The sequence below is a fragment of the Gordonia aichiensis genome, assembly GCF_039946255.1.
Classification (GTDB): domain Bacteria; phylum Actinomycetota; class Actinomycetes; order Mycobacteriales; family Mycobacteriaceae; genus Gordonia; species Gordonia aichiensis_A.
In genome coordinates, this window is sequence record NZ_JBCDWL010000011.1 from 37306 (window position 1) to 62976 (window position 25671).

At 70.4% G+C, this 25671-nt stretch carries 27 protein-coding genes; 13 read left to right on the plus strand and 14 right to left on the minus strand.

Annotation, left to right across the window (positions count from 1 at the left end; translation table 11 throughout):
- Positions 1–2: 2 nt before the first annotated feature.
- The gene (locus AAFO60_RS13740; RefSeq protein ID WP_347956777.1) at positions 3–863 is read right to left on the minus strand and encodes an EamA family transporter; all 861 of its coding nucleotides are present in this window, start codon (positions 861–863) and stop codon (positions 3–5) included.
- A 44-nt stretch (positions 864–907) separates the two neighbouring features.
- On the opposite strand from AAFO60_RS13740, the gene fdhD reads away from it, so the two are divergent.
- The gene (fdhD, locus tag AAFO60_RS13745; RefSeq protein WP_347956778.1) at positions 908–1750 is read left to right on the plus strand and encodes a formate dehydrogenase accessory sulfurtransferase FdhD; all 843 of its coding nucleotides are present in this window, start codon (positions 908–910) and stop codon (positions 1748–1750) included.
- Here the strand turns inward: fdhD and AAFO60_RS13750 are convergent.
- The 4 genes from AAFO60_RS13750 to AAFO60_RS13765 all read right to left on the minus strand — a co-directional run bounded on the left by AAFO60_RS13750 (position 1734) and on the right by AAFO60_RS13765 (position 4854).
- The gene (locus AAFO60_RS13750) at positions 1734–2486 is read right to left on the minus strand and encodes an amino acid ABC transporter ATP-binding protein (RefSeq protein ID WP_347956779.1); all 753 of its coding nucleotides are present in this window, start codon (positions 2484–2486) and stop codon (positions 1734–1736) included. The genes fdhD and AAFO60_RS13750 overlap by 17 nt on opposite strands.
- A complete protein-coding gene (locus tag AAFO60_RS13755; protein ID WP_347956780.1) occupies positions 2483–3967 on the minus strand; it encodes an ABC transporter permease subunit in 1485 nt (494 codons plus the stop codon). The genes AAFO60_RS13750 and AAFO60_RS13755 overlap by 4 nt, the downstream gene beginning before the upstream one ends.
- Entirely contained in the window at positions 3964–4389 is a 426-nt protein-coding gene (locus tag AAFO60_RS13760) for an NUDIX hydrolase (protein WP_347956781.1), read from the minus strand. Before AAFO60_RS13760 ends, AAFO60_RS13755 begins: the two co-directional genes overlap by 4 nt.
- A gap of 90 nt (positions 4390–4479) precedes the next feature.
- Complete coding sequence (locus AAFO60_RS13765) at positions 4480–4854, minus strand: hypothetical protein (protein WP_347956782.1); 375 nt, start codon at positions 4852–4854, stop codon at positions 4480–4482.
- 178 nt (positions 4855–5032) lie between these two features.
- On the opposite strand from AAFO60_RS13765, the gene AAFO60_RS13770 reads away from it, so the two are divergent.
- Positions 5033–5467: a DMT family transporter gene (locus tag AAFO60_RS13770; RefSeq protein ID WP_347956783.1), complete on the plus strand. Its 435-nt coding sequence runs from the start codon at positions 5033–5035 to the stop codon at positions 5465–5467.
- Positions 5464–5778 carry a DMT family transporter gene (locus tag AAFO60_RS13775; RefSeq protein WP_347956784.1) on the plus strand — a complete coding sequence of 105 codons (315 nt, stop codon included), beginning with the start codon at positions 5464–5466 and terminating at the stop codon, positions 5776–5778. Before AAFO60_RS13770 ends, AAFO60_RS13775 begins: the two co-directional genes overlap by 4 nt.
- 17 nt (positions 5779–5795) lie before the next feature.
- Here AAFO60_RS13775 and AAFO60_RS13780 read toward each other — a convergent pair whose 3' ends face one another.
- Positions 5796–6530, minus strand: a complete 735-nt coding sequence (locus AAFO60_RS13780; RefSeq protein ID WP_347956785.1) for a uracil-DNA glycosylase — start codon at positions 6528–6530, stop codon at positions 5796–5798.
- A 124-nt stretch (positions 6531–6654) separates the two neighbouring features.
- Here AAFO60_RS13780 and AAFO60_RS13785 point away from each other — a divergent pair, with 124 nt between their 5' ends.
- Both AAFO60_RS13785 and helR read left to right on the plus strand, forming a co-directional pair.
- Positions 6655–7791: an alkaline phosphatase family protein gene (locus tag AAFO60_RS13785; protein ID WP_347956786.1), complete on the plus strand. Its 1137-nt coding sequence runs from the start codon at positions 6655–6657 to the stop codon at positions 7789–7791.
- Positions 7792–7942: 151 nt separating this feature from the next.
- On the plus strand, positions 7943–10069 hold the full coding sequence (gene helR, locus AAFO60_RS13790) for an RNA polymerase recycling motor ATPase HelR (RefSeq protein WP_347956787.1): 2127 nt from the start codon (positions 7943–7945) through the stop codon (positions 10067–10069).
- A gap of 70 nt (positions 10070–10139) precedes the next feature.
- On the opposite strand, the gene AAFO60_RS13795 is transcribed toward helR, so the two are convergent.
- Positions 10140–10643: a hypothetical protein gene (locus tag AAFO60_RS13795; RefSeq protein WP_347956788.1), complete on the minus strand. Its 504-nt coding sequence runs from the start codon at positions 10641–10643 to the stop codon at positions 10140–10142.
- A gap of 362 nt (positions 10644–11005) precedes the next feature.
- Here AAFO60_RS13795 and AAFO60_RS13800 point away from each other — a divergent pair, with 362 nt between their 5' ends.
- Both AAFO60_RS13800 and AAFO60_RS13805 read left to right on the plus strand, forming a co-directional pair.
- Positions 11006–11590: a hypothetical protein gene (locus tag AAFO60_RS13800; protein ID WP_347956868.1), complete on the plus strand. Its 585-nt coding sequence runs from the start codon at positions 11006–11008 to the stop codon at positions 11588–11590.
- Between the two features lie 34 nt (positions 11591–11624).
- Entirely contained in the window at positions 11625–12647 is a 1023-nt protein-coding gene (locus tag AAFO60_RS13805) for a glutathione S-transferase family protein (RefSeq protein WP_347956789.1), read from the plus strand.
- A gap of 15 nt (positions 12648–12662) precedes the next feature.
- Here the strand turns inward: AAFO60_RS13805 and AAFO60_RS13810 are convergent, their stop codons facing one another.
- On the minus strand, positions 12663–14138 hold the full coding sequence (locus AAFO60_RS13810; protein ID WP_347956790.1) for an MFS transporter: 1476 nt from the start codon (positions 14136–14138) through the stop codon (positions 12663–12665).
- Between the two features lie 143 nt (positions 14139–14281).
- Here AAFO60_RS13810 and AAFO60_RS13815 point away from each other — a divergent pair, with 143 nt between their 5' ends.
- From AAFO60_RS13815 to AAFO60_RS13825, 3 genes are all read left to right on the plus strand, one after another.
- Positions 14282–14788, plus strand: coding sequence for a MarR family winged helix-turn-helix transcriptional regulator (locus AAFO60_RS13815; protein WP_347956791.1), 507 nt, complete (start codon positions 14282–14284; stop codon positions 14786–14788).
- A 151-nt stretch (positions 14789–14939) separates the two neighbouring features.
- Positions 14940–15611, plus strand: coding sequence for a FadR/GntR family transcriptional regulator (locus AAFO60_RS13820; protein WP_347956792.1), 672 nt, complete (start codon positions 14940–14942; stop codon positions 15609–15611).
- Positions 15608–16405 (plus strand): ABC transporter ATP-binding protein, encoded by a 798-nt coding sequence (locus AAFO60_RS13825; protein ID WP_347956793.1) that lies wholly within the window; start codon positions 15608–15610, stop codon positions 16403–16405. Before AAFO60_RS13820 ends, AAFO60_RS13825 begins: the two co-directional genes overlap by 4 nt.
- A gap of 16 nt (positions 16406–16421) precedes the next feature.
- Here AAFO60_RS13825 and AAFO60_RS13830 read toward each other — a convergent pair whose 3' ends face one another.
- A complete protein-coding gene (locus tag AAFO60_RS13830) occupies positions 16422–17441 on the minus strand; it encodes a zinc-dependent alcohol dehydrogenase family protein (protein WP_347956794.1) in 1020 nt (339 codons plus the stop codon).
- Positions 17442–17541: 100 nt separating this feature from the next.
- Here AAFO60_RS13830 and AAFO60_RS13835 point away from each other — a divergent pair, with 100 nt between their 5' ends.
- Positions 17542–18867 (plus strand): MFS transporter, encoded by a 1326-nt coding sequence (locus AAFO60_RS13835; RefSeq protein WP_347956795.1) that lies wholly within the window; start codon positions 17542–17544, stop codon positions 18865–18867.
- Positions 18868–18888: 21 nt separating this feature from the next.
- Here AAFO60_RS13835 and AAFO60_RS13840 read toward each other — a convergent pair whose 3' ends face one another.
- The gene (locus AAFO60_RS13840) at positions 18889–19230 is read right to left on the minus strand and encodes a hypothetical protein (protein WP_347956796.1); all 342 of its coding nucleotides are present in this window, start codon (positions 19228–19230) and stop codon (positions 18889–18891) included.
- A gap of 64 nt (positions 19231–19294) precedes the next feature.
- On the opposite strand from AAFO60_RS13840, the gene AAFO60_RS13845 reads away from it, so the two are divergent.
- Positions 19295–21772: a Tex family protein gene (locus AAFO60_RS13845; RefSeq protein ID WP_347956797.1), complete on the plus strand. Its 2478-nt coding sequence runs from the start codon at positions 19295–19297 to the stop codon at positions 21770–21772.
- An 89-nt stretch (positions 21773–21861) separates the two neighbouring features.
- Complete coding sequence (locus AAFO60_RS13850) at positions 21862–22212, plus strand: VOC family protein (RefSeq protein ID WP_347956798.1); 351 nt, start codon at positions 21862–21864, stop codon at positions 22210–22212.
- 15 nt (positions 22213–22227) lie between these two features.
- Here the strand turns inward: AAFO60_RS13850 and AAFO60_RS13855 are convergent, their stop codons facing one another.
- From AAFO60_RS13855 to AAFO60_RS13870, 4 genes are all read right to left on the minus strand, one after another.
- The gene (locus AAFO60_RS13855) at positions 22228–22524 is read right to left on the minus strand and encodes a DUF503 domain-containing protein (RefSeq protein ID WP_347956799.1); all 297 of its coding nucleotides are present in this window, start codon (positions 22522–22524) and stop codon (positions 22228–22230) included.
- A 57-nt stretch (positions 22525–22581) separates the two neighbouring features.
- A complete protein-coding gene (locus AAFO60_RS13860; protein ID WP_347956800.1) occupies positions 22582–23745 on the minus strand; it encodes a polysaccharide pyruvyl transferase family protein in 1164 nt (387 codons plus the stop codon).
- 132 nt (positions 23746–23877) lie between these two features.
- Positions 23878–24714: a polyphosphate kinase 2 gene (gene ppk2 / locus AAFO60_RS13865; protein ID WP_347956801.1), complete on the minus strand. Its 837-nt coding sequence runs from the start codon at positions 24712–24714 to the stop codon at positions 23878–23880.
- Between the two features lie 79 nt (positions 24715–24793).
- The gene (locus AAFO60_RS13870) at positions 24794–25606 is read right to left on the minus strand and encodes an META domain-containing protein (RefSeq protein WP_347956802.1); all 813 of its coding nucleotides are present in this window, start codon (positions 25604–25606) and stop codon (positions 24794–24796) included.
- Positions 25607–25671: the final 65 nt, after the last annotated feature.

Sequence of the window (25671 nt, forward strand, 5' to 3'; positions counted from 1 at the left end):
GCTCACCGGCGTCGTGAGGTCATCACCACCCCCGCGCTGGCGACGACGACCAGGGCGATCGCCCCGATCTGCAAGGCGGTGAGGGACTGTCCGAGCACCGCGAGCCCGGCCACCGCGGCGACCGCGGGGCCTAGACTCGACAGGACGCCGAAGACGCGGGTCGGCATCCGCTTGAGCGCGGTGAACTCCAGGGCGTACGGAATCACCGAGGTGAGAACGGCGACGCCGGCGAAGGCGGCCACCAGGACCGGGTCGGCGGTCACCGCGGGCAGCGCCTGAAAGGCGCCGAGCGGAGCGATGACCATCGCCGCGACGACCATGGCCGCAGCCAGCCCGTCGACTCCCGACACGCGCGCGCCGAGCCGCGACGAGGCGACGATGTACAGCGCCCAACAGCTCGCGGCGACCGCGGCGAAGACGGCTCCGGCGGCGTCGAGCGCTCCGCCGCCCTGCACGCCGAGCATGACGATGCCCAGCACCGCGAGCAGCACCCAGCCGGCGTCGAGGAGACGGCGGCTGCCGACGGCGGCGACCGCGAGCGGACCCATCAGTTCGATGGTGACGGCCACGCCCAGCGGAATGCGGTCGATGGCCAGATAGATGAACAGGTTCATCCCGCCCAGGCCAAGGCCGAGCAGCAGCACGCCCAGCCACGTGTGCCGTGGCCATCCGCGCACCGCCGGGCGCACCAGGGCCAGGAGGATCAGGGCGCCGCAGCCGAGCCGGAGCGACGCCGCACCGAACGGACCGACACGGTCGAACAGCGAGCCGACGATCGCATTGCCGAACTGCACGCTGAAGACCGCGGCGACCACCAGGGCACCGGCCGGGATTCTGTCGACGGGAGTCTCTGGGGTGCGCACCATGGCGACTCTATCGGTCGTGCACTGCGGCTACCCTGGGGCCTGTGGGACGGATTACGGCCAGGTGGCCGGTGACGAAGCTGATTGTCGGGAGACCGCCGACCCAGCGTCCGGACCTGCTGGCGGTCGAGGAACCGCTCGAGATCCGGCTCGGGGGACGCGAGTACGTCGTCACCATGCGCACCCCGGGCAACGACGTGGAACTCGCCGCCGGATTCCTCGTCGCCGAAGGCGTCATCGCGACGCCCGCCCAGTTCGTGGCCGCGATCCACTGCGGCGGTCCGGGCAGCGGGGGCTCCGGCACCAACACCTACAACGTCCTCGACATCGCGCTGGGGGAGGGCGCCGTGGTGCCCGCACCCGACGACTCGCGCAACTTTTACGCCAGCAGTGCGTGCGGCATCTGCGGCACCACCAGCATCGACGCCGTGGAGAAGACGTCGACCTTCGACGTCGCCGCCGACCCCGCCTCGGTCGATGCGAGCGTGCTAGCCGAACTGCCCGAGCACCTGAGAGACGGGCAGCGGGCATTCGACAGCACCGGCGGACTGCACGCCGCGGCCCTGTTCGACCTGCGGACCGGGCACGTGCTCGTGGTGCGCGAGGACGTCGGCCGCCACAACGCCGTCGACAAGGTGATCGGTTGGGCGCTGCTCCAGGATCGGCTGCCGCTGGCGAACACCGTCCTGCAGGTGTCGGGTCGGGCGAGTTTCGAACTGGTGCAGAAGGCGGTGATGGCGGGCATCCCGATCCTGGCCGCGGTGTCGGCGCCCTCGTCGCTGGCCGCAGATCTGGCGCGGCGGGCGGGGCTGACCCTGGTCGGCTTCCTGCGCGGCGACTCGATGAACGTCTACACGCGCGCCGACCGGGTCAGAGCGGATCGGTGAGTCTGCGCAGGAACGCCGCGGTCCGCTCGTGCCCGGGACGGTCGATGACCGCCTCCGGCGCGCCGTGCTCGACGATCACGCCGCCGTCGATGAACAGGACCTGATCGGACACCTGACGGGCGAAGGCGATCTCGTGCGTCACCACGACCATCGTCCAGTCCTGCGCGGCCAGATCTCGGATCACCCGAAGCACCTCGCCGACCAGCTCCGGGTCGAGCGCCGAGGTCGGCTCGTCCAGGAGCAGCACCCGCGGGTTCAGCGCGACGGCGCGGACGATGCCGACCCGCTGCTGCTGACCGCCCGACAACTGGCTCGGATAGTCGTCGGCGCGGTCGGCGAGGCCGACGCTCTCGAGCAGGCGTCGCGCATCGGCGGTGGCCTCGGCGACCGGGCGCCGCTGCACGATGACCGGTCCCTCGATGATGTTCTGCAGCACCGTCTTGTGCGGGAACAGGTTGTGGTTCTGAAAGACGAACCCGCTCTGGCTGCGGTACCGGACCAGGTCGGCCCTGGTGTACGCGCCGCCGAAGTCGATCGTCGCGTCCGCGACTCGGAGCACGCCCGCGTCGGGGATGTCGAGGGCGTTGAGCGAACGCAGCAGCGTCGTCTTCCCCGATCCCGACGGGCCGATCACCGCGGTCACCGACCCCGGTTCGACGCCGAAGTCGATGCCGCGCAGGACGGTGTTGGCGCCGAACGACTTGGTCAGTCCGTCGACGCGGATCAGCTCGGTCATGGGGTGATGAACCTCCCGAGTCGGGTCTCCAGCCGGCCCTGCAGCATGGACAGGACCAGGCACACGAGCCAGTAGTAGACGGCCGCAGTCAGATAGAGGGCGAAGAACTCGAAGGTCGGCGCCGCGGCGATCTGGGCCACCCGCAGCAGTTCGGTGACCAGGATGGTCGAGGCCAACGAGGTGTCTTTGACGAGCGAGATCAGCGTGTTCGACAGTCCCGGCACGGCGATGCGGGCGGCCTGCGGCAGGATGATCCGGCGCATGGTCGTCGCATAGTTCATTCCGATCGTCTGTGCGGCCTCGCGCTGTCCGTCCGGGACCGAGATGATCGCGCTGCGGATGATCTCGGCCGCGTAGCCGCCGACGTTGAGTGAGAAGGCGATGGCCGCAGCGGGAAGCGGCGGCACTTTGAAGCCGAGCTCGGGCAGCGCGTAGAAGATGATGAACAACTGCACCAGCAGCGGGGTGCCGCGGATGATGGAGATGTAAGCGCGGGCCAGCCGCGACACGATCGGCTGGTCCGACAAGCGAGCCAACGCGACGACGAGTGCGATGACCAGGCCGATCGCGAAGCTCACCGCCGCCAGCGGGATGGTGGTGGTGATCGTCGCCTTGGCCATCGGCCACAGGTTGTGGCCGATCAGGGACCACGAACTGCGCTGCGGCGGGGTCGTCGGTGCGCTGCCGCTCGCGTCGGCCTTCAGATAGCGCTGCGAGATGGCCGCCAGCGTGCCGTCGGTGCGCAGCTTCTCGAGCGCGCCGTCGATCCGCGGGATCAGCGGGCTGCCCTTGACCGCCGCGAAGCCCTGCTCGCTCTTCTGCCCGGTGGTCGCGGCGATCTTGACCGACTTGTCGCCGGTCTCGGCGAGATAGGCGTACACGGCGATGCTGTCGTTGACGGTGGCGTCGACCCGCCCCTGCTGCAGCAGGGTGATGGCCTGGGTGAAGCCTTCGACCGTCTCGACCTTCGCGCCTGCGTCGCGAGCGACGCCCGTCCAGTTGCTGGTCGCGGTCTGCGCCGAGGTGCGCCCGCGCAGATCGGCGAGGGAGGTGATCGACGAGTCGTCGGCGCGCGTGACGATGACACCCTCGCCGACCGCGTACGGCGTCGACATCGCGTACAGTGCCTGCCGTTCGGGGGTGATCGTCACCTGGTTGGCGACCACGTCGAACCGGTCGGCGCTCAGCGCCGCGAACAGCGAATCCCACGGGGCCTCGACGAACTCGGCACGCATCCCCAACTCGGCGGCCACGGCCTTCGCCACGTCGACGTCGTAGCCGGTCAAGCGACCGGTCGCCGGGTCGTGGTAGCTGAACGGCGCGTACGTTCCCTCGGTGCCGATCCGGAGGACGCCGCCGTCACCGCCCTCGTCGCCCGACCCGCAGCCCGCCAGCAGTGCGGCGACGGCACACAGCAGCAGCACCGGCAACAGCATCAGGGTGCGCCGCCGGGTGCGGGCACCGCCGATCACGCGGCTCATCGTCGGACCTGCGCGACCGTCGGCTCCGCCGGCAGGATGCCCGCCGAGCGCAGACAGTCGGCCAGCGTCGCGACCAGCGGCACGGCCGCCAGTTGCGAGGCCGTCATCCACCGCGCTTCGTCGGCGTCGTCGCCGGGCATCAGCTCGCCGCCGATCACGGTCGCCGCGAAATCGTGGATCTCGAAGGTCTCGCCGTCGCCGTACGGGACGGTCACGCACCAGAGTTCGGCACCGACGCGCACCTGAAGTCCGGTCTCCTCGAAGACCTCGCGGACGGCGGCCTCGGCGATGGTCTCACCGGGCTCGACGTGTCCGCCCGGCACCGACCAGCGGCCCTTCTCCGGCGCGTGTCCGCGTTTGATCATCAAGACTCGGCCGTCGTCGTCGACGATGACCGCCCCTGCCGCGAGCACTGGTTCCACCCCTACACGGTAGGTGGTCACCGCGCAGCGCGGTGACCGACCTCCCGCGCCGGGGCCGACGAGACCTCGGCCGCAACGTCCGGCAGGCGGTCACGACTCCTGCGGGGGCACCGCGAACCGGATCGGATAGAGCACGGTCCGGCGGGTGACGCGGTCGCGTTCGGCCGCGAGCGAGCGTCGGCGCGGATCGCCGAGGAAGGCGTCGAGCGCCGCGCTGTCGGGCAGTCGGATGAACTGGGTCTCATGGGGTGTGTCGTCGGTTCCGGGACCCAGGGCCCGAGACAGCAACTCGCCGCCGTGGTCGGCGAGCAGCGCCAGGACGCGGTCCTCGTAGGCCGCCAGCGCCGCCTCCCGATCGGGACGCGCCCACAGCAGGCAGCACAGCTCGATCGGCGCCCGATCGTCTGCGTCGGGGGCGATGGGCGGGAGCGGTCGGTCGGGAACTCCGCGCGGAGTCACTTCCATAGGGCGCCTGTTCTCACGATCTCTGGGAATAGTGCAAGGTACTTGAAGCGTAGAACAATGCGGGCGGCCGCCGAACGGATTCGCCCCGTCCCAGCGGGGCGCCGGTGGGGCTGCCGAAAAGCCCTAGCGTGGAATGCGATTCATCATCGAAACGAGCAGAGGGTGTGGGAGGTCAGCGGTGCGGAAGTGGCTGTTCCTGACGGGCGCGATCGTCGCGGAGGTCACCGGCACCATGCTGCTCCGCGCGATGGTCGACCGGCCGATCTGGGTGATCGGCGTCGTCGTCGGGTACGCGGCCGCCTTCGTGTTGCTGGGGTTGACCCTGCGGACGGGGATGCCGGTCGGCATGGCGTACGGCGTGTGGGGCGCCGTCGGAGTCGCAGCGACAGCACTGCTCGGAGCGGTGATCTTCGGTGAGACGCTCAGTGCGACGGCCGTGATCGGCATCGCCGTCATCGTCGTCGGCGTCGCGGTGGTCCACAGCGGTGACGCGGACTCCCGAGTCGGCGGAGAGAGCGCAGTCGCGACGGGCGCAGATCACGCGGGCGCAGAGGAGACGGGCGCAGGGCAGACGGGCGAGATGGAGGCGGGCGAGATGGAGGCGGGGAAGTGAGATATCTGTGGTTGACGCTGGCCATCGCGACCGAACTGGCCGCCACCCTGAGCCTGCGCGCCAGCGACGGTTTCCGGAAGCGGATCTGGGGGATTCCGATCGTCATCGGCTATCTGGCGTCGTTCGGGTGTCTGGCGATGGCGCTCGCCGCCGGAATGCCGATCGGGGCCGCCTATGCGATCTGGTCGGCGGTCGGGATCGCGATGGTCGCCCTGCTCGCACGCGCCATCTGGCGCGACCCGCTGACCGCGCGCATGGTCGTCGGCATCGCGATCATCAGTCTCGGCGTGGTGCTGGTCGAACTCGGCTGAGCCCGGCCGCCCGGCGCTCACCCCGCGGACTTCGCCTCGACGAGGATCTCCTGCAGCATCTGCGGGGTCAGCCGCCCGGTGAACGTGTTCTGCTGACTGACGTGGAAGCAACCGAGGACGGTGAGGCTGCGGCCGTCCGGATGATCGACGACGACGCGGGCCCCGTGCGCGAACTTCGGGCGCGGGCGGGGCACCGCCCAGCCGCCTTCGTCGAGGGCGGACATCAGCGCCTGCCAGCCGAAGCCCCCCAGCACGACGGCGACGCGCAGGGTCGGTGCGAGCAACTCCAGTTCGCGATGGAGAAAGGGCGCGCAGCGGCGGCGCTCGTCGGGGGTCGGCTTGTTGGCCGGCGGCGCACAGTGCACCGGCGAGGTGATCCGGGTGTCGATCAGCCTCAGCCCGTCGTCGGCGGAGACGGCGTGCGACTGCGAGGCGAGGCCGACGGCGTGCATGGCGGCGAAGAGGAAGTCGCCGCTGCGGTCGCCGGTGAACATGCGTCCGGTGCGGTTGGCGCCGTGGGCGGCGGGTGCGAGCCCGACGATCAGGATGCGGGCGTCGTCGGGCCCGAATCCGGGGACGGCCCGACCCCAGTACGTCTCGTCGCGGAAGGAGGCGCGTTTGACGCGCGCGACCTCCTCTCGCCACGCCACCAGGCGCGGACACGCACGGCACTGGGTGACCAACTCGTCGAGTTCGGCGATCGAAGCGGTGCGGTGCGCGCGAGCGGGGGCTGATTCGGCGCGCGAGGTCATGGCCCCACGGTAGTCCAGCGATCGCGAAGCCTGCGTTTGCGAAGCCGGCGATCGGGAATCGGGCGATCGGGCCGGTGCCCGCGAGGTGCCGCGGGCGAGGTGGCGGCGGGGCATAGTGGACGCCATGCGCCACACTCTCGCCGACGTCCTGCCGTCCGTCGCCGTCGCCCTCGATCAGCCCGCGGGGGACCGGACCGACCTTCTGGACGTGACACCTGCGCGCGATGTTGTCGTGCTCCTGATCGACGGGCTCGGCGCCGAACTGCTGCGCCGGAACGCCGACGTCGCGCCCACGCTGGCGGCGCACCTGCGGCAAACGATCGACGCGGGCTTTCCGGCGACCACCGCGACGAGCCTGTCGAGTCTGGCGATCGGCGCGCCCTGCGCCACCCACGGAATCATCGGCTACAGCTTCGCCGTCCCGGGTGCGGACGGTCCGGAGAACTTCAACGCGCTGCGCTGGCGGACCGGCGACGCCGAGGGAGCCGACGCCCGCAGGAGCCACCCGCCCGAGGAGTTTCAGCAGGTCCCCAGCGCCGTCGAGCGCCTCGCCGCGGCGGGGATCGACGTCCACTACGTGGTTCCCGGGTACCAGATCAGATCAGGTCTGACGAGGGCGTCGTTCCGGGCCGCAGGCGAACTGCATGCGGCGGACTCCCTGGACACCGTCCGCGACGGGATCCTGGCCGTCGCCCGGCACGACGGTCCCACCCGCCGTTTCGCGTACGCCTACTTCCCCGATCTGGACATGAACGGGCATCTGTTCGGACCGGAGTCCGCCGAATGGCTCGCCGTGCTGGCCGCGGTGGACGGCGTGGTCGCCGACCTGTTCACCGACCTGCCCGAGACCTGCACGCTGGTGATCACCGGCGACCACGGCATGATCCGGGCCGGCACCGCGGTGGACCTGGACGCCGACCCGGAACTGCGCCGCGGCGTGCGGCTGATCGCGGGCGAAGCACGGGTGCGGCACGTGTACGCCGCGCCGGAGGCGGCCGCCGACGTCGCGGCCCGATGGTCGGCCCGGCTCGGCGCCCACGCACAGGTGGTGACCCGCGAGCAGGCGCTCGACGAACACTGGTTCGGCCGGACGCCGCCGACCCCGGTCATCAGACAGCGGATCGGCGACGTGATCGCCGTCGCGCAGGGCACGAGCGTACTGACCTGCCCGGCCCGGGAACCGATGGAGTCGAAACTGGTCGGGCACCACGGGGCATGGACCGACGACGAGCAGTCGGTGCCGCTGATCGCGAACCGCTGACGCCGCCGAACTCGAACCGCTGACGCCGCCGAACCCGCCGTCTCGTCGGCCGGGAGTTCCTGTTCCCCTTTCATCGTAACGCCGACGCCGGGCCTTGCGGCAAGGCCCGGGCACGGGTGCACAATGGTCGCCTCGTCGACCGGAGGCACCTGTGACCACTGACTTCTTCGCCCTGCCCCAACACTTGACCGACAAGGCCGACCCCGCCCTGATCGGGTTCGATCAACGACATCTCGCGCGGATCGCCGCACGTTTGAGCTCTCAGCTCGCGAACCTCACCGCGCGGCTCGACGTCGCCCGCCGGTCCACCGACGTCCGAGTCGGCTACGGTGTCGAGCGTGACCAGGAGATCCGCACCCTGAGCGCACAGATCCGCAGACTCTCGCGATTCGGGGCCGACCTCTGCCTGGGACGAACGGTGGCCGACGACGGCACCGTCACCTACATCGGGCGGATCGGACTGGCGGAGGCCGACGGCACCGCACTGCTCGTCGACTGGCGCGCCCCGGACGCCGGCCCGTTCTTCGCCGCGACCCTCGCCGACCCGATGGGACTGACCAGCCGCCGCCGATACCGATGGTCGCGCGAGATGATCATCGACTACTGGGACGAGTCGTTGACGATGGACCCCGACTCGGCGGCGACAGCGGCACTCGACAGTCAGTCGTCGTTCATCGCGGCCCTCGGCGCCCGCCGTTCGCCCACGATGACGTCGGTGCTCGGCACCATCGCGGCCGACCAGGACGCCGCGATCCGCGCCTCGTCGCGAGGACCGCTGGTGGTGGACGGCGGACCCGGCACCGGCAAGACGGTCGTCGCGCTGCATCGGGCCGCGTACCTGCTCTACGCCGATCCGCGGCTGCAGGGCAACCGCGGCCGGATCCTCGTCGTCGGACCGAACCGGACGTATCTGCGGTACATCGGTGACGTCCTGCCCGGGCTCGGGGAGGAAGGGGTGTCGACGTGCACGCTCGCCGATCTGGTGCCCGGCGGTGCGGCCGCCGCGCCGGAGACCGACTCGGCGGCCGCCCGCTTGAAGGAGACCGCGGCGATGGTCGCGGCCGTCGAACCGGCCGTCACCTTCTACGAGGAGCCACCGACCGAGACCGTTCTCGTCGAGACCGCGTGGTTCGACCTCGAGGTCGGGCCGGCGGACTGGGCGGAGGCCTTCGCCTGCATCGAACGCGGGTCGGCGCACAACGAGGTGCGCGACGAACTCTGGGAGGCATTGCTCGATGTCGTCGTCGCGAAGACCGAAGGCGCCGACGAGCGGGTGCGGGTCGCGCTCGAGCAGGCCCCGGAACTGCGGGCGGCACTTCGGCGCGCCTGGCCGATCCTCGATCCCGAGGACCTGATCTCCGACCTGTGGTCGGTCCCGGCCTACCTGCACCGGTGCGCCCCGTGGCTCACCGCCGCGCAGCGGCGCCGCCTCCGGCGCCCCGAGGGGTCGCCCGTCACCGCCGCCGACCTGCCGCTTCTCGATGCGGCCCGCCGGCGCCTCGGCGATCCGGAACGCGCGCGCCTGCGGCAGCGTTGTCACGCCGAGCTGCGTGCACAGCAGCGGGTGCGCGACGAGGTCGTCGACGAGCTGATGGCCGCCGACGACCGGGAGGGGCTGGTCTCGATGCTGCGCGCGGAGGACATCCAGTCGGTGATCGTCGACGAGGCGGGACTGCCGACACCGGAGGACGACCCGCTGGCAGGCCCGTTCGCGCACATCGTGGTCGACGAGGCGCAGGATCTGACCGACGCCCAGTGGCAGATGCTGCTGGCGCGGTGCCCGTCGCGGAGCTTCACGATCGTCGGCGACCGCGCCCAGGCGCGGGCGGGTTTCACCCAGACCTGGCAGGAGCGGATGCGACAGGTGGGGCTCGGCACCGTCCGGCGCACCACGCTGTCGGTGAACTACCGGACCCCGCAGGAGGTGATGGACGTGGCCGCACCGGCGATTCGCGCGGCGATCCCCGACGTCGACATCCCGACATCCATCCGAACCGGCGGGCTGCCGGTGATCCGGGACCGCCTGGCCGCCCGGGACGAGATCCTGCACCGGTGGCGGATCGAGCACGACGGCGGGACGGCGTGCGTCATCGGTGACCCCGGCTACTCCGGCGGCGACCGCACCCTCTCCCTGCAGCCGGTCGAGGCCAAGGGACTCGAGTTCGACCTGGTCGTCCTGATCGAACCGGCACGGTTCGGCGACGACGTCACCGGCGCGGTCGACCGGTACGTGTCGATGACGCGCACCACCGGCAGGCTGGTGATCCTGGCGGGATGATGCAGGCGGGATGAGGCTGGGGGGATGAGGCCGGCGGCCGCGTGCGAGGCCGCGGAGCGGCGACGGCGCGTCAGCCTAGGTAACGGTGCGACCAGGCGATCGCGCGGATCTCGCCGACCGGACCGGAGATGGTCGTGACGGACTGGTACCGCGGCGTCGGTGGTCGGCCCCGGGACTTGCGAGTCAACGGGACCACCAGGCCCTGGGGCGTCCCGTTGCGGCTCCAGTCTTCGCTGACCAGGAACGACTCGGGCAGTCGATCGCCGAGGAAGACGTACCGCGCGCTCCCGCGCTTGCCGTCGGTGGGGCGGTGCAGCCGGCGCATGATCATGGTCCGACTGTGGGCGTCGGGCTCCTTGATGAACATGACCCGCTCGTAGACCGGTGCGCCGAGGGCGAACAGGGCGCCGTAGGGGGCGCTCGCCACCTGATGCGGCGCGGGGGGACGCGCCGGAGCGGCCTCGGCGGTGCCCGCGAGCGCGGTGCACACGGCGACGGCGAGCGTCGTCGCCGCGAGGGATCGGCGCACTCCGGCGATGCGCTTGGCCCGGACGGTCTGCAGTGCGCCAGTCATCGCTCAACCGTGTCATCTGAGAACCCGCTGAGCAAGCACCGCCGCGCCCCGGATGCGAGGATGTCGGTGACGTCGAAATCCGGGCGGGACGGGGCGGGGAGTGGGGCCGCGGCGGTTCCGGGCTACGAACTTCACGCCCGATAGGGAAGGATGAGTGCGTGTCGGACAACAGCACCCCCGCCGATCAGACGGCCGAACCTGACCGCGAAGCCGAGACCGATCGGCCCGCATCCGAGTTGGAACTGGGCGATGACCAGGTGGCCGAGCTCGTCGAAGCGGTGGAGTCGATGGAGGCGGCGATCGACGGCGCCGCGTACGACGGCCGAGCGACCGACACCGGCGGCGACGTCCCCGATGCCGCTATCGATGCCGGTGCAGCGGACGGAGTCGAGCCGACTTATCTCTCGTACGAGGAGTTCGGGCGCCGCTTCTTCGAGATCGCCGTGACTGCCGAGCGGATCGGCAGCGCTTTCGCCTCCATCGCGGGCGAGGAGTTCGAGGTCGGACCGATCGGCTCCGGCCCGGCCGGCGTGGTCAAGGTCAAGGCGAAGGTGCGGGTCGCCGATCCGGAGATCACGCGCGAGGTCGGGCAGCTGATCACGTTCGTCGTCAAACTGCCCCTCCACATCGCGTTGACCATCGACCTGAAGGTCGATCGGATCCGGTACGACGTCGACGGACTGGTCACGTTGCCGTTGACCGTGCGGTGCGCGACCCCGCTGCAGCTGCGGATCGAGGTGGACCCCCCGCGTCCGCGCGACGTCTTCGTCGATGTGAACTCGCGCAACATGCGAGGCGAGATCATCCGCAATCTGGCGCAGGTCGACGACGAGATCCGCCGGGTGATCGCCAAGTTCGTCGAGACCGAGATCGACAAGCCGGAGATCCGCAAGGCGCGGATCATCGACGTCGACACCGAACTGGGCCGGGCATTCGAAGGGATGTAGTGCCGTGGCGCGCCGCCGGTGACATGGTGGAGTCATGACCGCGAACGAGCCGGAAGCCACCAGCCCCGAAGAGAACACGCCCGAAGAGAACACTTACGTCACGCCCGACCAGCCGTACGAACGCGACACCCGCTACATCGAGACGCGGATCACCCGCGACGGGGCCGACGGATATCCGGTCGAGGCCGGACGCTACCGACTGGTCGTCTCGTACGCCTGCCCGTGGGCCAACCGGACGATCATCGTGCGGCGTCTGCTGGGGCTGGAGGACGCGATCTCGATGGGCGTGTGCGGGCCGACGCACGACAAGCGTTCGTGGACCTTCGATCTGGACCCGGGCGGGGTCGACCCGGTCCTCGGCATCCCGCGACTGCAGGAGGCGTACTTCCGGCGGATCCCCGGGTACGAGAAGGGCATCACCGTGCCCGCGATCGTCGATGTGCCGACAGGCGCGGTCGTCACGAACGACTTCCCGCAGATCACCATCGATTTCGAACTCGAGTGGACCGACTTCCACCGGGAGGGCGCGCCGGAGCTGTACCCGGCCGACCTGCGCGCGGACATCGACGAGGTGAACGCCCTCGTCTACCGTGACGTCAACAACGGGGTGTACCGCTGCGGCTTCGCGGGCTCGCAGGAGTCGTACGACGCCGCCTACGACCAGCTCTTCGGGCGGTTGGACTGGTTGTCGGAGCGACTCGAGAACCAGCGTTACCTGGTCGGCGACACGATCACCGAAGCCGACGTCCGACTGTTCACCACCCTCGCCCGATTCGACCCGGTGTACCACGGCCACTTCAAGTGCAACCGCGAGAAGCTCTCGGAGATGCCGGTGCTGTGGGCGTACGCCCGCGACCTGTACCAGACGCCGGGGTTCGGCGACTGCACGAACTTCGATCACATCAAGCGGCACTACTACCAGGTGCACCGGGACATCAACCCGTCCGGCATCGTGCCGAAGGGGCCGGACCTCGCGAACTGGAACACCCCGCACGGGCGAGAAGCGCTGGGCGGCAGTCCCTTCGGTAACGGCACCCCGCCCGCCCCGCTGGGGTGAGCGGGGCGGGACCGATCAGGCGACGGGCTGCTCGGCCGGCCGCGACGCGCCGCGCGGGATCAGCAGGGTCAGGGCCACGCCGACGAAGGCCGCGAGCGCACCGATCAGGAAGCACCACCGGAACGCGGTGTGGGAGGGCACCTCGTGCCCGCCGAGGTTCAGGGTCGACGCGGCCAGGACCACGGCCATCACCGCCGATGACAGCGTGGTGCCCACCGAGCGCATCAAACCGTTGAATCCGACGGCCGCACCGGCCTCGGTGATCGGCACCGCGGCCATGATCAGGGTCGGCATGGCCGCATAGCCGATGCCCACGCCGGCGGAGGCGATGACCGAGGCGACGGCGAGCTGCCACGGCGCGCTCATCAGGAAGAACGCGCCCAGGTAGCCGACGCCGAGCACCGAGGCGCCGATCGCCAGTGTGGTCTTGGCGCCGAGGGAGTTGATGAGCATCCCGGAGATCGGCGCGAACAGCATCATCATCACCCCTCCCGGTGCCATCCACAGTCCCGCCTGCAGGATGCTCTGGCCGAAGCCGCCGGCGGCTTCGGGGACCTCGAGCATCATCGGAACGACGATCGCCTGAGCCATCATGCCGAAGCCGACGGCGACGGCGGCCAGGTTCGTCAGCAGCACCGCGGGCCGGGCCGAGGTGCGCAGGTCGACCAGCGGGTCGTCGTGGCGGAGTTCGTAGAAGCCCCACGCGACCAGGACCGCGGCGCCGACGGCGAAGCAGGCCAGCGTCGTCGCCGAGCCCCATCCCCAGTCCTTGCCCTTCGAGATCGCGATCAAGGTGGCGCACAGGCCGACCGCCAGGGTGAGCGCGCCGACGACGTCGAGCCGACCGCCCGCGGTGCCCGGGAGGTTCGGCACCATGACGAGCACCAGGACGGTGACGATCAGGGCCAGCCCGGCCGAAGCCCAGAACAGGGCGCGCCAATCCCAGGTCTGCGCGACCCATGCCGACAGCGGCAGGCCGATGGCTCCGCCGACGCCCAGCGTGGCGCTCATGGCCGAGACCGCCATCGAGGTCAGCCGCGGGGGAGTCACATCGCGCATCAGGCTGATGCCGACCGGGATGAATCCCATCGCCAGGCCCTGGACCGTGCGGCCGATCAGCATCGGGACCAGGCTGCCGCCGATCGCACAGATCAGCGAGCCGACGACCAGCAGGATCGCGCTGACCAGGAGCACCCGCTGTTTGCCGTACATGTCGCCGAGGCGACCGGCGATCGGCATGGCGACCGCACCGCCGAGCAGCGTCGCAGTGATGATCCACGAGGCGTTCGAGATCGACGTCCCCAACAGTCGCGGAAGCTCCGGCTGGACCGGGATGATCAACGTCTGCATCAACGAGGCGACGAGCCCGCCCAGGCACAGGACGCTGACGATGCCGAGTGCGCCCGGATGGCGGGAGTCGACGTCCGGTTCGGGGGCGAGCGTCTGCGGATCGACGGAGGCCTGCTCCGTGAGGTCGGGGGAGCGTGTCATACGGGGTCCTTCGGTTACGGACGAGAATCAATGAGAACAACCAGGTCGTGTACCCTACATATGTACGCTGCATATCCAAAATTCGGTAGTGGCGACACCGCATTCAGTAATGTTGATCCGTTGATGGGGCGAAAGGGGCCGGGGTGGTCGACGACGAATCGGTCTGGCCGTCGGACGTGCATCGCGACGTGGTGGAAGAGCTGCTGCGGATGCGGCGGCGCCGACGCGAGGTCGACCCGGACGCGGTCCTGGACATCTCGGCGTTCCACATCCTGTGGCTGCTGTCCGACGGTCGGGCCCGCACGCTGCGTGAGATGAGCTGCGATCTCGACTTGGAGCAGTCCACCGTCAACCGCCAGGTCAATGCCGCGTTGAAGCGCGGCTATCTGGAACGATTCCAGGTGCCCGGGCAGGTGAGCTGGATGCACCGCCCGACCGCCGAGGGGGAGGCCGCCTTCGACCACGACGGCCGCCGTCAGGCCGACCGGCTCAACCGAGTCTTCGCCGACCTCGCCCCCGGTGATCCAGAGATCCTGCTTGCCCAGCTGCGCGCCTTCAACGACGCCTTCGACCGGCAGCTCGACGTACCCGGACCGGATGGCGGATCGCAGTCCCCGGTGGCCGAGCGCCGGGAACCGCCGGCCCGCTGAGTGCCGACGCGCCGGTCGGCTTCAGGCTCCGAGGCCCCGGTTCCCGCACTTCAGTCGTGTGACCGCGCCGTGGGCCATTCGACGATGCTCGGGACGGGGTCGTATGGTTGGAATCTAACGCAATTCATCAGACAAGTTGAGGAGTCGACCGATGGCTGAGCAGGTGAGGCGGCGTCCGCTAGCAGATCAGGCGGCGGAACTGCTGCTGAACAGGATTCGCGGAGGGGAGTGGACGCTCGGCGAGAAGCTTCCCGGCGAGAACGTCTTGGCGCCGCAGCTGGGCATCGGCCGCTCGACCCTGCGCGAAGCGGTCGGGCAACTGGCCGGACGGGGAGTGCTCGTCTCCCGGCAGGGCTCGGGCGTGTACGTCGCCGCGCTCGACGCACCGGAGAACTGGGACGCCGTGCTCCGCCGCGCCGACATCACCACCGTCCTGGAAGCGCGGACCGCCATCGAGGTGGAGGCGGCGTCGCTGGCCGCGCGGAGGCGCACCCCCGCCCAGCTGCGAGCCATCCGCGGTGCACTCGCCGAGCGCGCCGAACAGACCGCAGACGCGCAGGCGCACGTCGACGCCGACATCGCCTTCCACCGCAGCATCGTCCTCGGATCCGGGAACCGGGTGCTGGTCGAGATCTTCGACGCCATGACCCCGCAGGTGCGGATCGCGATGGTCGACCTGCTCGGCATGGCCCGCGAGTTCGGCGACGACGCCGACCAGCGAGCCCATGCCGACATCGTCGAAGCGATCGCCGAGCGCCGACGCGAACAGGCGGCACACCACGCCCGCACCCATCTGGACGGACTGAAGGAGGCCCTCGCATGACACCGGACACCGAGGTCCTGCGACTGGCGGCGGTCACCTTCCGCCGCAACGGCAGACAGATCCTGCACGGCATCGACCTCACCGTGCGGGCCGGCGAGCACTGGGCGCTGCTGGGCCCGAACGGCGCGGGCAAGACGACGATCGTCGGCTTCTGCGCGGCGCAGACGCACCCGACCTCGGGCACCGTCGACGTGCTCGGCAAACGCCTGGGCCGGGTCGACACCGCGCAGCTGCGCAAGCACATCGGGCACGTCAATCCGCGGCACCGACTGCAGGCCCCGCTGACCGTCACCGAGGTGGTCCTCACCGGCATCACCGGCACCATCGACCTTCCCCTGCGCTGGAGTCCGTCCGAGGAGCAGCGGGACAGAGCGGCCGCACTGGTCGGCGACGTCGGCATGACGCGACGCGCCGACTCCGACTGGCACACCCTCTCGCAAGGTGAACGGGGTCGCGCGCTCATCGCCCGCGCCCTGATCGGCGACCCGGAACTGCTCCTGCTGGACGAGCCGACCACCGGCCTGGACGTCGCCGCCCGCGAACAGCTGCTGGAGACCGTCGACGCGCTGGCCCGGACCGCGCCCGAGGTGGCCTCGGTGCTGGTGACCCATCACCTCGAGGAACTGCCCGAATCGACCAGCCACGCCCTCGTCATCCGCGACGGCGCGGTGGTCGCCGCCGGGCCGGCGCCGACCACGGTCACCACGGAGGTGATCACCCGGGCCTTCGACCATCCGATCGCCGTCGACCATACCGAGGGTCGGTGGAGCGCCCGCGCCATCCGCGGTCGCTGAACACGACCGCGGGGCATCACACGGTGAGCATCACCTTGATCGCCTCGCGCCGGTCCATCGCTCCGTAACCGAGGGCCGCGTGCTCCAGCGGCAGCGTCAGGTCGAAGACGCGGCCCGGATCGAGCTTCCGCTCGGTGATCCGCTGCAACAGGTCGGGCAGGTAGCGGCGGACCGGGGCCGGGCCGCCGTGCAGGTGCACCGCCGAGTAGAAGAGCTTGTCGCCGGGCAGCTCCACCCCGTGCGAGACCCCGACGAAGCCCACGTGGCCGCCCGGACGGGTGGCCCGGATGGCCTGCATCATCGACTCCTGCGTGCCGACCGCCTCGATGACCGAGTGGGCGCCGAGGCCGCGGGTGAGCTCCTTGACCGCGGCCACCCCTTCGGAGCCGCGCTCGGCGACGATGTCGGTGGCACCGAACTCGCGGGCGAGAGCCTGCCGGTCGGCGTGCCTGCTCATCGCGATGATCCGCTCGGCGCCCATCTCGCGGGCGGCGAGGACGCCGAGCAGCCCGACGGCGCCGTCGCCGACGACCGCGACGGTCTTGCCGGGCTGCACCTGGGCGGCGTCGGCGGCGAACCATCCGGTGCCGAGGACGTCGGAGGCGGCCAGGTACGAGCGGAGCATCGCGTCGTCGGCCGGCGCCGGAGTGGTCACCAGCGTGCCGTCGGCCATCGGGATGCGCGCGTACTCCGCCTGCGTCCCGATGCCGCCCATGCCCTGCACGTTGACGCAGCGCGACTGGTAGCCGGCCGCGCAGATCTCGCAGGTGTTGTCCGACGCCATGAACGAGCCGACGACGAAGTCGCCCACCTTCACCTTCCGGACCGCCGGACCCACCTGCTCCACGTAGCCGACGTACTCGTGACCCATCGGGGCCTCGTTCACGTCGTTGGCTCCGCGGTAGGGCCACAGGTCCGAGCCGCAGATGCAGGTGGCGGCGATCCGAATGATCGCATCGGTGGGCTTCTCGATCCGCGGGTCGGGCCGGTCGACGACGCTGACCTTGCCCGGCGAATGCATGATGACTGCGCGCATGAGGTCCAGAGTAGTGACCCGCATGGTCCCGGGGGTCCAGGAATACCCGGGACGGTCGCCACGTTGTTCCTCCCAGACAGTGATCCAGGAGAGTGGTGCGGTGGCGGTCCGAGTCCCGACGACGTTCGCCTCCCTCTCCGTACCCAACTTCCGCATCTACGTCAGCGGCGCCCTCCTGTCGAACATCGGCACCTGGGTGCAGCGCGTCGCGCAGGACTGGCTGGTGCTGCAGCTGTCGGGCGGGTCCGCGATGGCGGTCGGCATCACCACCGCGCTCCAGTTCGCGCCCGCGCTGGTCCTGTCGCCGTGGGGCGGCCTGCTGGCCGACCGGTTCGACAAGCGCAAGATGCTGATGTTCACCCAGAGCTGGATGGCGATCAGCGCCATGATCCTCGGCGTCCTGGCCATCACCGGTGCCGCGACCACCGGGCACGTCTACGTGTTCGCGGTGCTCTTCGGAATCGGCTCGGCGCTCGACGCTCCCGCGAGGCAGGCCTTCGTCTCGGAGATGGTCGGCACCGAACGGCTCACCAATGCGATCGGGCTCAACAGTTCGGCGTTCAACGCCGCCCGGCTCATCGGACCGGGGGTCGCCGGACTGATCATCGCGGCCTTCGGCAGCGGCTGGGCGATCTTCACCAACGGCGTCAGCTACGGTGCCTTCCTGATCGCCCTGCTGATGCTGCGCGAGGCCGACCTGGTCCGCACCGAACCGCTGCCCCGCGCCAAAGGCCAGGTCCGCGAGGGAATCCGGTACGTGGTGCGGCGAGCCGACCTGCTGATCGCGCTCGGCATCGGATTCGCGGTCGGCACCTTCGGCCTCAACTTTCAGATGACGAATGCGCTGATGGTGCGCAACCTGTTCCACCTGGACGCGCAGATGTACGGTCTGCTCGGCACCGCGTCGGGCGTCGGCTCGCTGCTCGGCGCATTGCTCGCGGCACGACGCAAGAACGCCCCGGGACTGCAGTTCGTCGTGACGGCCGCGCTGATCTTCGCCGTCTTCAACGTCCTCTCGGGCATCGCCCCCACGCCGCTGCTGTACGGACTGACCCTGCCGCTGGTGGGACTGTCGGCGCTGATGTCGCTGACCGCGACCAACATGTACGTGCAGATGCACGTGGACCCGCAGGTCCGCGGGCGCGTGATGGCCCTCTACATGACCGTGCTGATGGGCGGCACCCCGATCGGCGCACCGCTGCTCGGCACGCTCGCCGAATGGTGGGGGCCGCGCGCAGCCCTCGTCGGCGGCGGCGTCATCCAGGTCGCGGTGATGGCCGCGGTGCTGGCGCTGGTGGTCGCGCGCGTGCAGCGCGGCCGTTCGGAGGGGATCGGTGGGATCGCGCCCGACAGCCGGTTCAGCATGTTCGCCGCCACCGCGTCGTCGACGACTCGTCCGACGAAGGCCGAACCGTCCGCTCCCTAGTGTCCTGCACCGGCGTCCTGCTCAGTCGGCTGCGCCGGGATCGTCCAGCGAGTGCGACTCGGCGCGCAACCGCTCGAACTCGGCGAGCTTGTCGGCGCCCGCGCGAGTGGTCCGATATCGCGACAACGCGCTCATCGCCGTCTGCGTGTTGCCCATCACCCACATCATCGTGTCGAAGTCGGCTTCCAGGTCCTCGCCTGCGGCGTGGCGCCGGCGCAGGTCGTCGAGTTGCGGCCGCATCCGTTCCATCCACGCCACGTCGCCGTCCTCGGCGCCGCGCGGTGAGGCCTCCGCCGCGCTGATCGCGGTGAACGCCGCCTCCCAGGTGAAGACGAGCTTGTCGAACGGGGTGGGTTCGGTCATGCCAGCCACGATAGGCGACGGTCGGTGCACCCCCGCGCCGTCGGTCTTCGGTAGCCTGCATCCGGTGACCAACTTCGTGCCCCTCGAGTCCGTCAACGCCCGCATCGCCAAGGAGCTCTCGGTCGGCGAAGGCCAGGTGGCCGCGACCGTGAAGCTGCTCGACGAAGGGTCGAGCGTGCCGTTCATCGCGCGCTACCGCAAGGAGGTCACCGGCAGCCTCGACGACGCTCAACTGCGTCTGCTCGACGAGCGGCTGCGCTACCTCCGCGAACTCGACGAGCGGTGCGCGGCCGTGCTCGCATCGATCGAGGAGCAGGGCAAGCTGACCGACGAGCTGCGCAGCGCGCTGTTGACGGCGACCACCAAGGCACGCGTGGAGGACATCTACCTGCCGTACAAGCCCAAGCGCCGGACCAAGGCGCAGATCGCGCGCGAAGCCGGACTCGAGCCGCTCGCCGACGCCCTGCTGGCCGACCCGACGCTGGTGCCGACCGAGGCCGGCTCCGCCTACGTCGGCGAGAACGTCGCCGACGCGACCGCCGCCCTCGAAGGGGCCCGGCACATCCTCATCGAGCGCGCCGCCGAGGACGCCGAACTGGTCGGCGCCGTCCGCGAGAAGTTCTGGGCCGACGGTCAGATGCGCACCGAGGTCCGCCCCGGAGCCGAGAACACCCCGGCCGCGCAGAAGTTCCGCGACTACTTCGACTTCTCCGAACCGCTCGAGGCGATGCCCTCGCACCGGGTGCTCGCCGTCCTGCGCGGGGAGAAGGAGGAGGCCCTCAGCCTCGCCTTCGACGGCGGGGACGACGAGCCGTACCAGGCGATGGTCGCCGCCACCCTCGGCGTCGATCGGGCGAATCCGGGTGCGGCCACCGAATGGCTCACCGGCACCGTGCGCTGGGCGTGGCGCACCAAGCTGATGCTCACCGCGACCATCGACGCCCGCATGAAGCTGCGGGCCCGCGCCGAGGACGACGCCGTCGCCGTCTTCGCCACCAACCTCAAGGACCTCCTGCTCGCCGCGCCCGCGGGCACGCGTGCGACCCTCGGACTCGACCCCGGCTACCGCACCGGCGTCAAGGTCGCGGTCGTCGACGCGACCGGCAAGGTCGTCGACCACTGTGCGGTCTTCCCGCACAAGCCGCAGCAGCAGTGGGACCAGGCCAAGGCGACCCTCGCCGCCCTCATCGCCCGCCACGGCGTCGAGCTGATCGCCATCGGCAACGGCACCGCCTCCCGCGAGACCGACCAGCTCGCCGGCGAACTCGTCGCACAGATCGCCGCCTCGGGTGCCGCCGCACCGGTCAAGGCGGTCGTCTCGGAGGCGGGCGCCTCGGTGTACTCGGCCTCCGAGTACGCCTCGCAGGAACTGCCCGACCTGGACGTGTCGATTCGCGGTGCGGTCTCCATCGCCCGCCGACTGCAGGATCCGCTGGCCGAACTGGTCAAGATCGACCCCAAGTCGATCGGAGTCGGCCAGTACCAGCACGACGTCTCGGCCACCAACCTCGCCCGCAGCCTCGACGCCGTCGTCGAAGACGCGGTCAACGGAGTCGGCGTCGACCTCAACACGGCGTCGGCGCCCCTGCTGGCACGCGTCTCCGGCATCACCGCGGGACTGGCCGCATCGATCGTCGCGCATCGTGACCGGGCCGGGGCGTTCCGCAGCCGGTCCGCCCTGCTCGACGTGCCGCGTCTGGGACCGAAGGCCTTCGAGCAGTGCGCGGGCTTCCTGCGGATCCGTGACGGTGAGGATCCGCTCGACGCGTCCGGCGTGCATCCCGAGGCGTACCCCGTCGTGCGCCGGATCCTGGATGCGAGCGGCAGCGGCCTGACCGACCTCATCGGCGACACCAAGACCCTGCGCACCCTGAAGCCGGCCCAGTTCGCCGACGACCGATTCGGTGTGCCGACCGTCACCGACATCCTCGCCGAACTCGAGAAGCCCGGCCGCGACCCCCGGCCGGCGTTCGCCACCGCGACCTTCGCCAGCGGCGTCGAGAAGGTGTCCGACCTCGAACCCGGCATGGTCCTGGAAGGCGTGGTGACCAATGTCGCCGCCTTCGGCGCCTTCGTCGACGTGGGCGTGCATCAGGACGGACTGGTCCACGTGTCGGCGATGTCCGACCGATACGTCTCCGACCCGCACGAGGTGGTCCGGTCCGGGCAGGTCGTCAAGGTGAAGGTGCTCGAGGTCGACGTCGACCGGCAGCGCATCGGACTGTCGCTGCGACTGCGCGACGACGCCGCCGGTGCCGCGCGCGGCGGCCGGGGACGAGGTCGCGACCGTGGCGCGGGCGGCCAGTCGACCGGGGGGAAGGCCGCCGGCGGGTACCGAACCGACAAGAGCAAGGCCGACAAGGGGCAGGCCGACAAGGGGCAGGCCGACAAGGGGCAGGCCGACAAGGGGCAGCGGGGTCAGGGGCAGCGCGGTCAGGGGCGGGGAACCCGGAACGGGGCCGGCAAGGCCGCTCGACGCGACGAGCGCCCCGCGAACGGCTCGATGGCGCAGGCTCTGCGCGACGCGGGTTTCGGACGCTGACCCTCGCGCCGACGGATGACCCGGCGTCGTCGTGATCCGGTGTCGTCGTGATCCAGCGACATGTCGGAGGCGGCGGTTATCGTTCCGATATGACTTTGAGCATCGCCATGATCACCGTCGACACGACCGATGCGATCCGCCTGGGGACCTGGTGGGCCCGGGTCCTCGGCGGGCGGATCGTCGAGGAGAACGACGGCTGGTTCGTCATCGTCGCCTTCGGTGACGGCCGGCCCGCCCTGGGATTCCAGAAGGTCGACGAGCCGACGCGCGGGAAGAACCGCCTGCATCTCGATCTGCACGCAGACGATGTCGCCGCCGAGGTGTCGAGACTGGTCGCCGAGGGGGCGACGTCGCTGGGGGAGCGCAGCGTCGACGGCGCCTTCTCCTGGACCACCCTGACCGATCCCGACGGAAATGAGTTCTGCATCGCGTCCCACTGACTCCGGCGCAGGACACTACAGGTCGTCGCCGCTGACGAGGCGTCTGCGCGCCGACAACAACTCCACCTCCGGCCGGGCCGCGGCGAACCGCTCGACGGCGTCGAGCACGTCCACCACGTGCGCCGAGTCCCCGCTGACCACCCCGACGCCCACGAGCGCACGTCGGTGCAGGTCACGGTGATCGACCTCGGCGACCGAGACGTCGAACCGGCGGCGGATCTCCGCGATCAGCGGCCGGAGGACCGAACGCTTGCCTTTGAGAGAGTGAACGTCGCCGAGCAGATAATCGAGTTCGAGAGTGCCGATCCACATGAGGCAGTCACCTTACGCCTTCGGGCCGGCGATGCAAGCCCCGTCCGGCGCCGGCCGCTAACGCAGGCGCACCCCGCGTGGGTAGAGACGATCGGCCAACGCCTTCTTGGCCGCGCGGTTGCGGGCGGTGGTGTCGGCGGGAAAGCCGCCGTCGGTCGGCCGCGGCGGCACGTCGTCGCCGCCGTCGAACACCGTCCACTGCGACCCGGCGTCGACCAACGACCCGTGCTTGGTTCCGTAATAGTCGGGCTTGGACACCACCGCCACCCCCGAGGCGCCCGAGGCGGCCGCCAGCAGATGCGGATGGAAGCGCGTCGACAGCCACGTCTGCGGTCGATCGAGCGGCAGGCCCGCCCGCCACGCCTGCAGGAACGGAATGCGAGCCGAACCGGCCAGCCGATCACCCAGCCGCTCGGCGATCTGGACGTCCAACCCGGGAATACACTCCACGACGGTCACGTCGGAGCCGTCGACCTCCCACGCGTCCAATGTCGCGGCGACGAAATCGGTGAGCGCGGCGACGCCCGTGCGACCCCGCCACCGGAAATCGTCGGTCAGGTCGCTCTGCGCGCACAGGACCACGCCGGTGTCACCGGAACCGTCGCGCGGTCGCCGATGCAGTCGAGGCGACAGCCACGCATCGTCGCCGGTGAACGAGGCGCCGGGCACTGCCCCCAACAGGTCGGCACTGGGCCGGTCGCGCACGTCGAAGACGTCGAACGCCTGCGCATCGGCGCGGAACCGGTCCAGGGCGCGACCGGTGAAACCCGGCGTCAGGCCCGCGCCCGTGGCGATCGCCTGCGCGCCCGTCGTCCGCGCGACCTCGGCGACCGCCGCAACCAGGGCGACGTGATGCGGCCACACCGCATTGAGGTAGCCGCCGCCGACGATGTGGATCGTGTTCGCGCGCAACAGCAGTTCGACGCCGTCGCCCTCGCGCGGCGCCACGCCCAGCCGGCTGGTCGACTCGGCGACCCACTCCCACGGCGCTTCCGGATCGACCTCCGGACCGGCATCGCGGCCCGACGCGTACAGCGCCAGACTCCACACCGTGTCGACGAACTCCGCGCGTCGGTTGGCGTGCCGCAGCAGCAGCGCCGCCTGACCCGGCCGCGGCGAGTCCACGACGACCCGGGCGAACGGGCGGCGGACGGCGAGGTGGCGCAGCCAGGCCTCGACGATCAACTCATCGCCGAAATTCGGGAAACCGGCCGTCGTCACCAGATACACCACGTCCGGTGAGGCGATGGCCCGCCGGGCGCGGTGAGAGAGGGAGTGAAGATCAGACCGGGAAGGCAAAACCGACATCACGCGGCCACCCTACCCGGGAGCGCTGTCGAGCCGAGCACTCAGTCAGTGCTCGGGGTCGCCGATCAGGGTCGCGACGTGGTCGGGCACGAACTTCGACAGCGAGCGCGGCGGTCGATGGTAGTTGCCCGACTCGATCGGCTTCTTCGGCAGCTTCACCTGCGGACGCTCGATCGGCTCGTAGTCGATGGACGAAAGCAGATGCGCCATCATGTTGAGGCGCGCGTCGCGCTTCCGGTCGGACTCGACCACGAACCAGGGGCTGTTCGAGGTGTCGGTGTGCACCATCATCTCGTCCTTGGCGCGCGAGTACTCCTCCCAGCGGTAGACCGACTCGAGGTCCATCGGACTCAGCTTCCACTGGCGGACCGGATCGTCGCGGCGCGCACGGAAGCGATGCAACTGCTCCTCGTTCGACACCGAGAACCAGTACTTGCGCAGGAGGATGCCGTCGTCGATCAGCATCTGCTCGAACAGGGGAGTCTGCCGCAGGAACCGCGTGTGCTCCTCCGGGGTGCAGAAGCCCATCACCTTCTCCACGCCCGCGCGGTTGTACCAGGAGCGGTCGAACAGGACGATCTCGCCCGGCGCGGGCAGGTGCGCGACGTAGCGCTGGTAGTACCACTGCCCCTTCTCCCGGTCGGTCGGGGCGGGGAGGGCGGCGACCCGGCAGATCCGCGGGCTCAGATACTGGGTGATCCGTTTGATGGCGCCGCCCTTGCCTGCGGCGTCGCGCCCCTCGAACAGGACCACGACGCGAGAACCGGTGTCGCGCACCCATTCCTGCAGCGACACCAACTCGGTCTGGAGCCGGAACAGTTCGGATTCGTACGCCTTCTTCGACAGTGCGGGCGGTTTCGGCTGCTTGTGCTTGTTCCCCATGTGGCGAGTGTAGGGGACCGTCCGTCGGACCCGGTGCGAACCCGAAGCGCCCGCCCCGGCGTCGCTCGTACCCGCGGGGCTACTCCGCCGCGGCGGTCAGCCGCAGTCCCACCGACCTGTCGGCGACGTTCGTCAGGGTGAGGTGATCGCCGTCGACCACGACCTTCGTCTCGCCGGTCAGCGCGGTCAGCACCGATCGTTCGACGGCGGAGGTCTCGGCATCGCACGCCATCCGCGTGGTCGCCAGCGGCGCGAACGTGACGGTGTCGTCGGTCACCGTCGCGGTACCGGTCATCCGATTGCACCCGGTGCTGCCGGACACGGCGCCCGAGGCGTCGATCAGCAGGTACGGCTTGCTCTCGTCGAGCACCTTCGAGCTCGTCACCGCGTCGTGCTCGACCAGCGCGGTGACCTGCCAGCGGGTTCCGATGACCGGCCGATTCGTCCGTTCGACGAGCTTCACGCGCAGGCTCCCGCGCGAGAGGGTGAGGGTGGTGCCGTCGAGCTGCCAGGTCAGCGGCGCGCCGAACAGGTCCGACAACCAGCGATCGGCGCCGTCGGCCGGCGGCGCACAGGCCATCATCGTGGAGACCAGCTGGCCGGCGGTCATCGTGTCACCGTCGAAGCGGACCGCGCCGGAATGGCGGTTGCATCCCGCGGTGGCGGCGAGCGATCCCGGCAGAAAGCTGACCTCGAGCGGGCCGCCGCCGGGAATCGGCTCACCGTCGACCTGCTGGGACAGGTAGGTCTTGCCGACCAGCCGGGCCGGATCAGTCGGTGCGCCGGAGCCGTCGTCGGCGCAACCCGCCGCGGTGATCGCGACGAGTGCCGCCGCGGCCACGACGAGCCATCGGGGACGGCGGACGAGACGGCTGCGACGACTGGTTCTCATGCGGGCCAACGGTAGCCGACGCCCGAGCCGGGCGAGGGCGCTGTCTGGCGCCGCGGCCGCGTACG

Coding starts and splice junctions, on each gene's coding strand:
- AAFO60_RS13870 (WP_347956802.1), bottom strand. CDS start 25,606: ATGAGAACCAGTCGTCGCAGCCGTCTCGTCCGCCGTCCCCGATGGCTC.
- AAFO60_RS13805 (WP_347956789.1), top strand. CDS start 11,625: ATGACCGCGAACGAGCCGGAAGCCACCAGCCCCGAAGAGAACACGCCC.
- AAFO60_RS13785 (WP_347956786.1), top strand. CDS start 6,655: ATGCGCCACACTCTCGCCGACGTCCTGCCGTCCGTCGCCGTCGCCCTC.
- AAFO60_RS13825 (WP_347956793.1), top strand. CDS start 15,608: ATGACACCGGACACCGAGGTCCTGCGACTGGCGGCGGTCACCTTCCGC.
- AAFO60_RS13780 (WP_347956785.1), bottom strand. CDS start 6,530: ATGACCTCGCGCGCCGAATCAGCCCCCGCTCGCGCGCACCGCACCGCT.
- AAFO60_RS13820 (WP_347956792.1), top strand. CDS start 14,940: ATGGCTGAGCAGGTGAGGCGGCGTCCGCTAGCAGATCAGGCGGCGGAA.
- AAFO60_RS13850 (WP_347956798.1), top strand. CDS start 21,862: ATGACTTTGAGCATCGCCATGATCACCGTCGACACGACCGATGCGATC.
- AAFO60_RS13830 (WP_347956794.1), bottom strand. CDS start 17,441: ATGCGCGCAGTCATCATGCATTCGCCGGGCAAGGTCAGCGTCGTCGAC.
- AAFO60_RS13810 (WP_347956790.1), bottom strand. CDS start 14,138: ATGACACGCTCCCCCGACCTCACGGAGCAGGCCTCCGTCGATCCGCAG.
- AAFO60_RS13755 (WP_347956780.1), bottom strand. CDS start 3,967: ATGAGCCGCGTGATCGGCGGTGCCCGCACCCGGCGGCGCACCCTGATG.
- AAFO60_RS13795 (WP_347956788.1), bottom strand. CDS start 10,643: ATGACTGGCGCACTGCAGACCGTCCGGGCCAAGCGCATCGCCGGAGTG.
- ppk2 (WP_347956801.1), bottom strand. CDS start 24,714: ATGGGGAACAAGCACAAGCAGCCGAAACCGCCCGCACTGTCGAAGAAG.
- AAFO60_RS13840 (WP_347956796.1), bottom strand. CDS start 19,230: ATGACCGAACCCACCCCGTTCGACAAGCTCGTCTTCACCTGGGAGGCG.
- AAFO60_RS13855 (WP_347956799.1), bottom strand. CDS start 22,524: ATGTGGATCGGCACTCTCGAACTCGATTATCTGCTCGGCGACGTTCAC.
- AAFO60_RS13750 (WP_347956779.1), bottom strand. CDS start 2,486: ATGACCGAGCTGATCCGCGTCGACGGACTGACCAAGTCGTTCGGCGCC.
- AAFO60_RS13765 (WP_347956782.1), bottom strand. CDS start 4,854: ATGGAAGTGACTCCGCGCGGAGTTCCCGACCGACCGCTCCCGCCCATC.